Origin of the sequence: Streptomyces smyrnaeus (genome assembly GCF_017676345.1) — a bacterium.
Classification (GTDB): domain Bacteria; phylum Actinomycetota; class Actinomycetes; order Streptomycetales; family Streptomycetaceae; genus Streptomyces; species Streptomyces smyrnaeus.
The window spans coordinates 22132-33429 of record NZ_JAFFZM010000027.1 but is presented as its reverse complement, the minus strand read 5'-3'; the positions used below and the strand labels follow the sequence as shown (position 1 = coordinate 33429).

Annotated in this window: 11 protein-coding genes and 1 pseudogene; 6 read left to right on the top strand and 6 right to left on the bottom strand. The window is 67.2% G+C overall.

Features of this window, described 5'->3' with window-relative positions; genetic code table 11:
• Nucleotides 1-247: 247 nt before the first annotated feature.
• Entirely contained in the window at nucleotides 248-484 is a 237-nt protein-coding gene (locus JW613_RS31090) for a DUF8825 domain-containing protein (protein ID WP_209214208.1), read from the bottom strand.
• A gap of 107 nt (nucleotides 485-591) precedes the next feature.
• On the opposite strand from JW613_RS31090, the gene JW613_RS31085 reads away from it, so the two are divergent.
• From JW613_RS31085 to JW613_RS31075, 3 genes are all read left to right on the top strand, one after another.
• Nucleotides 592-981 carry a hypothetical protein gene (locus tag JW613_RS31085; protein ID WP_245226584.1) on the top strand — a complete coding sequence of 130 codons (390 nt, stop codon included), beginning with the start codon at nucleotides 592-594 and terminating at the stop codon, nucleotides 979-981.
• A gap of 427 nt (nucleotides 982-1408) precedes the next feature.
• Complete coding sequence (locus JW613_RS31080; protein ID WP_209214207.1) at nucleotides 1409-2305, top strand: hypothetical protein; 897 nt, start codon at nucleotides 1409-1411, stop codon at nucleotides 2303-2305.
• 166 nt (nucleotides 2306-2471) lie between these two features.
• Nucleotides 2472-2714 (top strand): hypothetical protein, encoded by a 243-nt coding sequence (locus JW613_RS31075; RefSeq protein WP_209214206.1) that lies wholly within the window; start codon nucleotides 2472-2474, stop codon nucleotides 2712-2714.
• Between the two features lie 153 nt (nucleotides 2715-2867).
• On the opposite strand, the gene JW613_RS31070 is transcribed toward JW613_RS31075, so the two are convergent.
• Nucleotides 2868-4838, bottom strand: a complete 1971-nt coding sequence (locus JW613_RS31070) for a Shedu anti-phage system protein SduA domain-containing protein (RefSeq protein WP_209214205.1) — start codon at nucleotides 4836-4838, stop codon at nucleotides 2868-2870.
• Nucleotides 4839-4907: 69 nt separating this feature from the next.
• Nucleotides 4908-5066 (bottom strand): hypothetical protein, encoded by a 159-nt coding sequence (locus JW613_RS31065; RefSeq protein ID WP_209214248.1) that lies wholly within the window; start codon nucleotides 5064-5066, stop codon nucleotides 4908-4910.
• A 118-nt stretch (nucleotides 5067-5184) separates the two neighbouring features.
• Here JW613_RS31065 and JW613_RS31060 point away from each other — a divergent pair, with 118 nt between their 5' ends.
• Nucleotides 5185-5355, top strand: a complete 171-nt coding sequence (locus tag JW613_RS31060; RefSeq protein WP_245226583.1) for a hypothetical protein — start codon at nucleotides 5185-5187, stop codon at nucleotides 5353-5355.
• Nucleotides 5356-5506: 151 nt separating this feature from the next.
• Complete coding sequence (locus JW613_RS31055; protein ID WP_209214204.1) at nucleotides 5507-6211, top strand: hypothetical protein; 705 nt, start codon at nucleotides 5507-5509, stop codon at nucleotides 6209-6211.
• 54 nt (nucleotides 6212-6265) lie between these two features.
• Here JW613_RS31055 and JW613_RS31050 read toward each other — a convergent pair whose 3' ends face one another.
• The 3 genes and pseudogenes from JW613_RS31050 to JW613_RS31040 all read right to left on the bottom strand — a co-directional run.
• Entirely contained in the window at nucleotides 6266-7057 is a 792-nt protein-coding gene (locus JW613_RS31050) for a replication-relaxation family protein (RefSeq protein ID WP_209214245.1), read from the bottom strand.
• Between the two features lie 388 nt (nucleotides 7058-7445).
• Nucleotides 7446-7913, bottom strand: a complete 468-nt coding sequence (locus tag JW613_RS31045; RefSeq protein WP_209214203.1) for a hypothetical protein — start codon at nucleotides 7911-7913, stop codon at nucleotides 7446-7448.
• A gap of 626 nt (nucleotides 7914-8539) precedes the next feature.
• Nucleotides 8540-8939: pseudogene (locus tag JW613_RS31040) on the bottom strand (response regulator); the annotation flags it as partial.
• 241 nt (nucleotides 8940-9180) lie between these two features.
• Between JW613_RS31040 and JW613_RS31035 the strand changes: the two are divergent.
• Nucleotides 9181-9840, top strand: a complete 660-nt coding sequence (locus JW613_RS31035) for a hypothetical protein (protein WP_209214202.1) — start codon at nucleotides 9181-9183, stop codon at nucleotides 9838-9840.
• The last annotated feature ends 1458 nt before the right edge of the window (nucleotides 9841-11298 follow it).

The window sequence follows — 11298 nt, the reverse complement described above, 5'->3', positions numbered from 1 at the left end:
CGCGGCCGCGCCGCCCATCCCGCCCGTCCCTTCCTCCTTCACTCCAGCCAAGGGACATGGGCAGAGCAGCCGCAACGGGGTTGTCAGCGGGCCGACCACGGCAAACCCGGGTGATGACCTGCACGGACACGGGGACGGTCCTGCGGGCCGCGCAACACCTGGCGCAACCCTTGGCACAACATCCAGCGCAACAGATAGGCGCAATCCTTGCCGCAACCTCGTGCTCCTGGTCGACCAGGACGACCGGTCAGGCCGCCCGGACGGCTCCGTGGGCGCGGGCGAGGTGGCGCAGCGCGGACCGTGCCGCCGGCACCGAGGAGACCGTTTCCCAGTAGGGGTGCCACCACAGCCGTACGGAGAGGAGCAGCAGGCGGCGGCGCAGGGCGGTGGTGTCGCGGGGGCGGGGTGCGGCGAGCGCGTCGTAGGTGGCGTGACAGGCGGCTTGCGTCTGCACCAGATCGTCGGGGAAGTCGGTCACGTCCATACCGGCATTAGATCTCTTGTTCGAATTACGTGTCACTTCAGACACGCCCCGCCCCCGGAGTCGTGGTCGGGGACAGGCCGCCATGGTCGGCCTCATGGTCGGGGTCCGTGGTCGCCCCGACCACGACCGTCGGACCGTACGGCAGCGGCATCCGGGCGGGTGAATTTCCTTCGCGTAAGCGGGCGCATTCCTACGAACTGACCCGAAAGCACACCGAGGCCGAACTGCTGCGCATGGCCTACGCGGGTGGCCTGGTGAACCACAACTCCCCCGAGAAGTGGCGCAAGGACGAGATCGCCTCCGCCGTCGTGGACAACGAGCTCCGGGCCGCAGCCCGGTCCGGAGCTGACCGGCCTCCCGCCCCGGCCGCCCCGCCGAAGCGGCCGCCGGTACGGCACCACCATGACGAGTGCGACAAGACGGTGTACGGCGGCGGCACTTGCACCTGCGACCTCATCGAGCAGTACGGGCCGCCCTCCGAACGGGACGACTACTGAGCCCTTCCCTGACTGCACCTTCCCCACCACGCCGGACCCCGGGGCTCGTCAGGCCCGGGGTCTCGTGCTGTCGGGTTCGGGACGGGAGCAGTCGTACGGACCGCGTAGGCCGCTGGCAGCCACGGGAAGAGACGTCACCAGCGCGGCTCTGAACCGGATTCGCCGCCGTGTTCTACCAGGTACGGAATCACGGCGTGAACTATCCAAGAGTCGAACCCCAGAACATCAAAGATCGCCGTCTGAAGCGTTAAAGGTTCCAGGTGTCGTTTACGCGACTGCCTGCGGCTTCAGCCACCAATGGTTTCCTACTGGGGTCATCAGTTATCCAATTGTTTTCCGATAGCCCGGTCTGAACGGGAAGCGGCCAAGCGGCCCGCACCGGAATTCGGCACCCGCTTCGTGCGGCCGATGGGTGAACATGGACTCCGTGAACACCGAACTGACCGTGCTCAAGCGGGACATGGCCGTGAGCCAGGACGACACGATACGGATGCTGCTGGAGCAGTCCAAGCGCACCGGCCGTGCCGTCCCCGTCCGGCGTGCCTTCGTCCAGGATGCCGATCCCGGCCTCCGCCTGGTCACGCGGCCCGGCCCGTTCTCCAAGATGCTGCGCAGCAACGAGCGGCTGGACCTGTTCCTCCTGATCCACTGCGTCACCGCGCGCGCCGACTGGGGCGTCGTTCACCGGTCCGAGACCTGGGGCCGCGCCGCGGGGATCTCCTTCGCCACCAACGGCACCGCGAGCGCCGCAGTCTCCCGGCACTTGCACAAGCTCAAGGAACTGAAGCTGATCAGCACCGAGCCGGACGGCCGGATGACGAAGATCACCAAATTGCTCGAGGACGGCTCCGGCGACCCGTACACGCTTCCGTCGGGCGACAAGGAGGGTTCCCGCAAGAGCACCTACTTCAAGGTGCCCTTCGCGTACTGGGAGCAGCACTACTACCGGAAGCTGTCGATGCCGGCGAAGGCGATGCTGCTCATCCTCATGAGCCAGCGCAGCCCGTCCTTCGCCCTGTACAAGGCCAGGGAGTACGCACTCTGGTACGGGATCTCCCCGTCGACGGTCGGGCGTGGCATCGAGGAGCTGAAGAAGAAGCGCCTGCTGTACGAGTTCCTCTCCGAGCAGCAGTTGGACGGCTTCTCCGTCCTTGGGCAGAGCACGCACGTCCGCTGGGCCCTCGCCGCGCCGTTCGACCTGAACGTCAACAAGACGGAGCGCGAGGCGGCGGAGGCCGCCTGGACTCCCGAGGGCATCGCCCGCACCGCGCTGCGGATCGGCTCCCGTATCCCCGCGCTCTCGGGGGCCGCGATTCCGCGATGAACACCACCGGGGCGCTACAGCCCCGGTCCTACGACTCCCGGCCCCTCGCACACGGGTCGGGCGCGGTTCAGGCCGCCGCCCCGCAAACGGGCGACGGCCCCCTGTTCCAGCAGGGAGCCGCCCAGTGAAGAAACCGACAGTCACTCCCCAAGGAGGCACCATCAGCATGTCCAACGAGCCTAAGGGCACCGACCGGCCGGCGTCGACCCGGCATCACCAGGGCAGCGGCAAGCTGCGCCACATCCGGTCCGAGATCCGGACCCGGTTGCGGCGGCTGCTGGACGGCGGTCTCCGCCGTCGCCTGCGCGCCCTCGCCAGTACCGCGGGCCACGGCATCGTCCGCGGCTCCACTGGCGCCCTGGGCGCTAGCGGCACCGCGTGGATCATCTGGTGGATCCAGCAGCGCTGACCCGGCGCCCCCGCTGAGCCCACATCCGCCGACCTGGTGGTCCCGGTCCGAGCCGGGGCTACCAGCGGCCCACCCCGTACGACGGTCACCACACGCGGGCCGCCGTACGTACTGGACACACCCACAGGCCAACCAGACCGGTGGATGGGAGTCTTAGCGATCTTCGACGATGAAGCACGCCCGTTGGTAGAGCTCGTCGAACGTGATGATCTCGACGTCCTGGATCGATGTCCGGTACAGCTCGAAGGAGCTGATCTTCTCCGGGTTCACATGGCCGTTGTGGGTGAATTCGCGCAGGCTCCCGATCACCACGACCTGCCGGGGCCGGGTGGTGGACAGTTCGACGCCGGTCGGAGTGCCGTCGTCGTCGTAGATATGGTTGAGGAACTCGCGGGAGATGAGCTGCTGGGCCTTGCCCACGGTCTTCTGCACCTGCGCCACGCCGCCGCCCAGTTCTTTCGATGCCTGGTATACGCCCGCGCGGTACGGGGCCTTGGCGAGCAGCTCCGTGTCGTGGGTCTTGATTTCGCAGAAGAGCATGCTGCTGATCAGGCCCTTGGAACGCATGATGGCGTCGATGCGTTTCCCGGCTCCGCCGAAGATGTCGGCACCGGTGGTGATGCGTTCCAGTTTGCCGTCGTCGATGGATTCACAGGCGATGAGGTTGAGCCCGTAGCCGAAGATCCACTGGTTCGCCTCGAAGAAGGCCTGCCAGACCGCCTCCGCCCCGCGCGTCGTCGCAAGGCTCTCCTCCTGCTGAAAGTAGTGCGGATCGTTCAGCAGCCGCTCGAACCTCTTGAGCTGCTCCCTGCGGTTGCTGATCAACCGGATGTCCTCCTCGGTGAGCCCGCCGCCGATCGCGGTCCTGACCGCACCGAGAACCATCGTCCGGTCCTGGCCGGTCAGCATCTGGGTCAGCTGGGCCTCGTCTCCGGCCACGAGCTGGAGGGAGCCGCCGGGCGTGCTCAGCCCGGCGCAGCCCTGGAGGAAGTTGATGACCTTCCAGAAGTTCTCGTGGACATCCCCGGTGTCGACGAGCGCCTTGACAGCCCGGGTGGCCCCGGTGTCGGGCAACGTGTTCGTCGCGGGGACCTCACCTGCTTTCTTCTTGTCCTTCTTCCACAGCTTGACCCTCGGCGTGAAGGTGCTGCCCTTCTTGATGATGGTGACGCTGCACAGCGTGGCCACCTGGGGCCGGGCGTCGAGAACGAAGTCGGTGATCATCCGACGTGCGCGGGTGTCGTAGAGGTAGTGGAACCCGCTGCTGTCATGCGAGGCACGGATCTCCAGGTCGGCGAAGTCCCCGCGGGTGACGTCGAACTCGGTGGTGGTGAAGGGGAGGCGGAGACCACGAACGATGGGGGTGGCGGGTGCAGTGGCTTGGGCCCGCCAGTCCGGCGGGATGTGGGGCAGCGGCCGGGTATCGCCTTCGACCACGAGGTCCTGGACGTCGGTGCGTCCGAGCTGGCTGAGCAGGGTCTCCAGTGTCCCCCAGATCACCTCCTTCGTCTCCGGGGCACAGATGGGCAGGAGCTCGCGCTCCACGGTCAGGACCGCCTCGTAGGTGTCCGCCGTCCAACCGTCACCAGGCACGGGGTTAAAGAAGCCGCCGTCGCGGCGCAGGGTCAGGACAGCTGTACGCAGCAGGTCGCATGCGGTCTCCTCGCCGGCGCAGTCTAGGAGGCTGTAGGTCTGCCCGAGGACGAGGTCGAGCTTGCCCGTGTCGTCGTCGTTCAGCGGCAGCAGCCGGTTCAGCTCCTCAACCTGCTTCATCGCCTCCTCGACGCCGGCCGCAACCTCGGGATGGACCATTCGTGCCAGGAAGGCAAGCAGCACCTCGTCCGGCCCGTCGGAGAGCTCCAACCGAGAGTCCTCGAAGATCCAGTCGTCGGGCAGATCTTCGTTGTTGAACCGGTGCTGCTGGATATCGGCACGGACAGTCGGGAGCTGGCCGTTCTCGGCCGCAGGTCGGTCCAGGTCGTAGAGGCCCTCCAGGAACGTGACCTCGTCCAGTTTCCCCCACCAGGGGCTCGATATCCCGCGCAGATAGCTGAAGATGTCGTGCCGCGTCACCGTCGTGATCGATGGCTGCGCGTGTGCCGGGGCGGGGTCACTGGACGTCATGTGTCCAGGATGGAGGGCAGGCCGGTCAAGTGCCGGTCGATCGGAACTTTCCATCTGTCGGACGAGACGTCAGACGACGAAGCGCAGCGCGGCAGCGGGGCGGTGGGGAACCGCCGACCGGCCCGCCCCGGCCCACCCGCCGTCAGCGCGGCCCGCTCCGGCGAGTGCGAGCGGTCGGACACGTGGCTGACGTACGGCGAGCAGAAGCACCACGTCCACCTCAGCCACGCGTTCACCACGCTCGGGGACACCCTCCGCGCTCAGGAGAGCCAGCAGCGGGCGCTGGAGTTGTCCGCGCCGACCAGCACGATGACGCGCACTTTGCTGTACATCTACGGTGCCGCCTGTGCCCATCACGACGGCGACAGCGAAGAGGCGTGCCGTCGCACAGTCGCTGCCCGTCGACTACCGAACCGGCCTGGTCCGCCGTCGCGCCCTGGACCTGTACGAGGCGATCCCCGCACAGCACCACCGCGAACGCGCCGTACAGGAACTACGCGACGTCGTAGCCGACTGACAACGACCGCTTTCACAGCGGGCACCCGACAGCCGGATCGGCTGGGCGGGTGAATGACGGGCCCGTGGCGCACCCGACCTGCCGGGCAGCCGGTTGTGGGGTCAGCGGACCGATCCGGCCCGTGCACGGGCCCACGTCTGCGAGGCACAACATGGGACGTCACAAGCAGCACAAGCCACGCCGCCCACGGGGCGAGAGCCAGCCGACCACGGAATGGTTCGGCACCGCCTTCCACTCCACCCGGGGAATGCAGCACCTGGACGTCCGCCAGTCCGGCAACGGCATCCTGATCACCTCCTCCCCTGCCGAGATCGACGACGCTCCGGCTGCGTGGCCGCTGCGTCTGCGCAACGACGACGACGGCCAGGGGCTGAAGGAGGTGGCCGCGGCGCTCGCTGCCGGGCAGGGACATGTCTTCGGCGTGACCGAGGGGCCCGGCTACCGGACCGTCCTGGCGTTCCTTCCCGACCACCCCGAGGAAGGCGTCGGCACGCTGGCCCGGGTCCGCACCAGCGAAGGCCCGGACAGCGACGTCGTGTTCGAGCGGTCCGCGGAACGGCCGATGGGACTGTGGGCGGAGGCCGGGGAGAACCTCCGCCGGATCGTCCCGCTGCTCGGCCCCGACGCGCTGCCGGCGGATGAGCCCGAGGACTGCCAGCTGTGCCCCGGCTGCTACCGCCCTGTCTACGAGAGCTCCACCTCGCACACCCTCATCGGTGCCGGTCCGATGCCGGTGTTCGGGCTGTGCAGGCTGTGCGTCGAAGGCAGCACGCTGCGCTCGCTGCGCCAGGCCGACGCGCCCGTCGATCCGCAGCAGCGCGCTGTCCTCGAGACCGTGGCCGCCGCCCTCGTGTAGCCGTGCCCCGGGCAAGCCCCTCGCGCGAAGGGCTTGCCCGGCGTCGCGCGCGGCTCAGCGGCCTACGGGTTCGGGGTAGCACCGGCGGCGCCGGTCGGGGTCGTCGACGCCGATCTCGTACCAGGGCTCGCCTCGCTGGAGCCGGGGCAGTGTGTTCACCCACACCGCGACGGCCATGCCCTTCACGTCGTCGGCGAGCGCCTGGAGGCGGTTGTCGAGCAGGTGCTCCTCCTTGCCCGCCAGGACGACGTGCAGCCGCGGGAAGGTCTGGGAGCGGGTGTAGCGGTGGCGCTGCCAGAACGGGAACGTGTTGCCGATCGTGCCGCGGGCGCCTTCCCAGACGCGGTGCCCGGCGTAGCGCTCGTAGTCCCAGGCCTCCTTGGCGAGGCGGGCCTGGGACATGGTGCCGTTGTCGAGTTCGAAGAGGCGCACCTCGCTGGTTTTGGTCGGCAGCGCGAGGACGGCGTCGGGGTTGAAGCTGAGGCCGGTCGCCTTGATGGCGTGGTTGACCTCCACCTGCCAGTCGGTCAGGTGCTTGCGGCCGCCGTAGGCGAGGATCATGTCCGTCACCGCGACGCCGTGCGGACCGAACCCGGCCTTCACCGCCTTCGCTCCGGTGCCGGCCTGCGGACGGGGAGGCAGCTCGTTGCCGTCGGCCAGAGCCTTCTGTCCCGCCGGAGTCAGGTTCCAGATCGGGTGCTTGCCCGCCTTGCCGTTCGTCTCCGCCAGCCTCAGCTCCGCCAGTTCCTTCATCGCCCTGCGCACGTACGACCGGCCGTCCGACTCATCCTTCGTGATCACCTGAGCCATCTGCCGCACCGTGGCTATCCGCACACACCCCAGCATCCGAAGCGCATCGGCCCGCACCTTCCCGGCCGTGGGAGTGGACCTCTTCCCCTTCGCTGATGTCTCAGGGGAAGGGAGAGAGGTGTCAGCGTGCCGGGAGGTCCTCTGGCGCGCGCTGTGAGCTGCGGTGATGGGCACAACGTTGGAATCGTTCGCGGCACCGTTCACGGCACTGGATTGCGGGCCGCCCGCCGGGCGTTCAGCACCCCTTGTCCGGGTCGGACGCGACTCCGGCTCGGGCTGCCGGGCGCTGCTGGTGTACGTCATGGCAAGGCTCCTCACGCAGGTGGCGCGGTACTCCGGACAGAATCCCGCCGTCACCTGGTAGAGGTGTGGCGAAAATCGACGGTGTGACGCTTCACTGAGTGTCGTTACCGAGCCGTGATCGTCAGGTAGGTGCGGTGCAGAGCTCGGAGACGATCGCGAACGAAGTCGTCACCATCGGCACCGCCATGGCCGGCGGCATCACCGCGTGCGTGGTCTGGCCGTGCGCCATGCCGTTGCGGATCTTCCGGCCGTCGTCAAGGTACTCCGCCTGCCGGGCTGTCAGGATCCCGTCGGAGGCGCCCTGCTTGATGAGCTGGTGCAGCGGCTTCTTGCCCGCGTCCGGGATACGGTCGCGCAGCACGATCTCCACCGCGATCAGGGAGTGCATGACCGCCACGGTGGAGAACTCGTAGCAGTAGTACGACTGGCGCAGCAGCTCGCGGGCCGTAGCCAGGACGGTGGCCGCGGCCTCGGGTATGCCGGCGGGCACGACCAGGTCCTCAACGAGGCCGTGCATGTCAGCGTAGCTGTCGACGAAAAGGTGGGCGCGTTCGTCCGGGATCGGGAACGGCAGCCGCTGCGTGGTCATCCCCGCAGTCTCCCAACGGCACGCCCTGGACGGCAGCGCCTCTTCCCCGACCCATCGCGCAGCGTCGCGGGACGGAGCTTTCCCCCTTGCCGGAATGGACGGAATGCCACAGTTAGCGAGCCTGGAGAAGAGGGCAACACGAGCGCCGGCCCAGCGGGTGCGTTCACCTTCGGTGTACGGGTTCTATCCCCAGCCCCGCGGCCCGAGCATCGGCCCCGAGGCCACTGTAATCAGCGGGGCGGCCTGTACGTGAGGAGCCGACCATGTTCCAGAACCCCACCGTGCCCCTCGCTCCGCTGACGCCGGACGAGGTACTCAGCACCTTCAACTACCGTCAGGCCGTGGAGGCTGGCGACACCGAAGCGGCCGCCGGGTTCGGCGGATCATCGTCCCCGTCACCGCACCGTGCGCACCACCGCACCGCACCAATTGCGCGCGGCAGCGGGCCCTTTTTCACGCACCCCTAACAACCAAGATCAGCCGTTGACGGGACACACCCGGGGCGGCACACCTGACGTTGTTGGACGTGGGCAGTGGCGTCCGGCTTGGGTCACAGTACAGCCTGCGGGCCACAATCCCCGGACCGGCATGCTGCGGGACGGTGCATGCAAGCAGTATTGGAACGGTCAGTGGTTACCGCGTTGGTTTCGTTCGAGGTGGATGCCGGTGAAGACGGCGACCTTGGCGCGCAGGACCCAGGGGGCGAAGGGTTCGGCGAGGTAAGTTACTCCGCCTGCGGCGTAGCCCGCAGGCGGAGTCGTCGGGCCCCATGGCGGTGAGAAAGATGATGGGGGATTTCGTGGGTGCGGTGGCGGCGTTTGATGTGGGCGGCGGTCTCGTAGCCGTGCATGCCCGGCATGTGCACATCCAGCAGGATGACGGCGATGTCGTCGTGGCCCAGCAGCTCCTTGAGTGCTTCGCGGCCGGAGGAGACCGCAACGATTTCCTGGTCGAGGGGCTCGAGGACCGCCTTCATGGCCATGCGGTTGTTGAGGTTGCGTCCACGAGCAGCACCCGCGGCATCCGCCTGGCCCCGCGACCAGCAGCTACGGTACAGCCCTTACCTAGGCCGTCAGCACACCACAGCAGCAAGGCCGGCGCGACGCGCCCCTGCCCGACACCGACCGCAGTCGCACCGCCACGTGCCGCTGAAAGGGAACCAATCTCCTGGACTGCACACTAAGCATGTAATACGGCAACCTCGGTGATTCGGGAGGGGTGCTGCGCCTGAAGGTGGGCGACAACCCGATTCGACTCAGGAGTACCCATGCCCGAAGAGATGCGCGGCGAGAGCTCAGCATCCTCTGACCTTCCCGTACAGACTTCCACGCCTGCGGCCGATGCGGAAGCATCAGTCGACGTGCTGCCCGGGCACTCAAACGAGACACGCGAGCAGTTGGCGATCGCCTTTGAGCAGTCCGGTATGCACATCGCGCGGATGGCCCGGAAGGCTGGTTGGCAGATGGCCGAGGATATGTGGCAGTCGATTCTCGCTGGCCTTGAGCGCAGGCTCGTGAGGCATGGGCCGGTCGAGAATCTTGACCCGTACCTCAACAGTTGTGTGACCAAGGCACTGAGCAAGCTGCGGACGGCCATCGAAGTGCTGGTCGGTGACGAGCATCTGGACGCCTTGCGCCAGCGGCAGTACACCGACCCCCAGCTCGACAGCATGCTGCAGCTCAATACTGAGCTGGTCGAGGCAGCCCGTGGGGTCATCGAGTCCGGGGTTCTCACCAAGCGCGAGGCGCATGTCTACGTTCTGGCGCAGGTCCTGGGTGAGGACAACGCTGCAGTAGCCGAGTGGCTCAATCCGCCTACCACTGTCAAAGCTGTGACGCAGATGAAGTACAAGGCCGTGCGGAAAGTCAACAGAGCTTATCGGCAGGGAAAGTTCAGACACCTCGGCTACGAGCCTCCGCATATTTAGGAGAACTAGAGCGTCCCGCTCCCGTACGGCCTGGAGGCCCAGTCCGTACGGGGGCGGGAGGGACGCTAGCCCTCCATCCCGCTCGGCTCCAGGCCCGCCAAAGGCCTAGAGCCGAAGACAGAGGAGCACACAGGAATGGAACTTGTAGATAATCCAGGGCTTACGACACTCAAGGCTTCATGGGACAACCTGGTGTTGTTGGTGTTGAGGCTCATTACACCGAACTCGACAGTCCGGCTGCCTCAGCTTGTCCTACCCATTGATGCTGATGAGGCGGCACGTACAAGCCTGCCCCGACAGGCCACACGGCTGTAGAAAGCGCTCGCCTCGTAAGGTTCCCAGCGAGCTACGGGGACATGCGGCAAGGTGGGAAGGGCCCGCTGATCGGGGGCCCTTCCCACACCTGGGAGTGGATGCTATTGCCTGAGCCCTCGACGGGGAGGACCTGATGAACAATCTGATTTTTGACCTTCTTGTACTGGGCGTTCCATGGAAGGCCCTCTTCCCTCTTTTGCTGCTCGTGGTACTGACCCTGCTGATCAGGACGCTCGCCGCCGGGATCGCTACCGTGATCGAGGCAATGCACCCTGGCGACTCCGCAGACATGGTCCAGATGCAGGCCAACCGCATTCACCACAGGCAGTTCAAAGCCCGACGCCGGGACTGGAACCGGTGCGCCCGGGCAGCCCGTCGGGCTCACGTTCGAGGACACATGTGCGGATGGTTCCGTCAGCACCGAGCTTCCCGCCAGCTTGGCGGGTTGGTCGCGCCGATCGTGCTTCCCCGTCTAATCCTTGTCTTGGACGAGGATGTGCCTCTTACCAGGGCAATCAGAATCTCAGACGACGCCCAGCCCAGCGAGGTAACGGTCGGTAACCTGGGCACCGGTGGTAGCGGTCGCCTACCGCAAGCTGCTCGCCACCGGGCACGTCACGGTCATCCCGCCCGCTGATGTCAGCCTCGGCGCTGGCGCTGGGGCGGGACGTCGGTCAAAGCAACCAATTACGGGATCTCCTGCGCATAGTGTCAGCGTCGGAGCCGGGAGAGCCGGCTCCCGGCTCTCTGCACGGGCTGCGGTGCCAGCTTGCGAAACTCGCGCTCTTGCTTCTGGCAATCGCGTTGCTCGATGTCGATCACTTGGAATTTGCAGTCGTCGCATAGGTGCGGGGTGGGCGGCCCAACCGTAGGAGCACTTGGCCACGGGACCAGCGCTCAGTCGCCCGATCTGCGCTGCCCGGGACAGGGAGGCCCCGCCTCGGTCGCGCCCCCAGCCCCCTGCAGAGACCGAGACACGCTTGCCAGCCATACCCCGGCCCCCGGCTCGGCGAAGGAACGGCCGCACCCATCGGCATGCTGCCCGCGCGGTCCTTAAGCGACGAGCCACCGCGTCGACCTGCGAACCCTCACGGGCACCTTGCCTCGAGACGTGCTCCAAAATGACACCCGCCCGAACAAGCC

What these genes read in the sequence shown, in the direction of transcription:
- JW613_RS31055 (WP_209214204.1), top strand. Translation starts at nt 5,507, where the DNA reads ATGGGACGTCACAAGCAGCACAAGCCACGCCGCCCACGGGGCGAGAGC.
- JW613_RS31045 (WP_209214203.1), bottom strand. Translation starts at nt 7,913, where the DNA reads ATGACCACGCAGCGGCTGCCGTTCCCGATCCCGGACGAACGCGCCCAC.
- JW613_RS31035 (WP_209214202.1), top strand. Translation starts at nt 9,181, where the DNA reads ATGCCCGAAGAGATGCGCGGCGAGAGCTCAGCATCCTCTGACCTTCCC.
- JW613_RS31070 (WP_209214205.1), bottom strand. Translation starts at nt 4,838, where the DNA reads ATGACGTCCAGTGACCCCGCCCCGGCACACGCGCAGCCATCGATCACG.
- JW613_RS31075 (WP_209214206.1), top strand. Translation starts at nt 2,472, where the DNA reads ATGTCCAACGAGCCTAAGGGCACCGACCGGCCGGCGTCGACCCGGCAT.
- JW613_RS31050 (WP_209214245.1), bottom strand. Translation starts at nt 7,057, where the DNA reads ATGCTGGGGTGTGTGCGGATAGCCACGGTGCGGCAGATGGCTCAGGTG.
- JW613_RS31090 (WP_209214208.1), bottom strand. Translation starts at nt 484, where the DNA reads ATGGACGTGACCGACTTCCCCGACGATCTGGTGCAGACGCAAGCCGCC.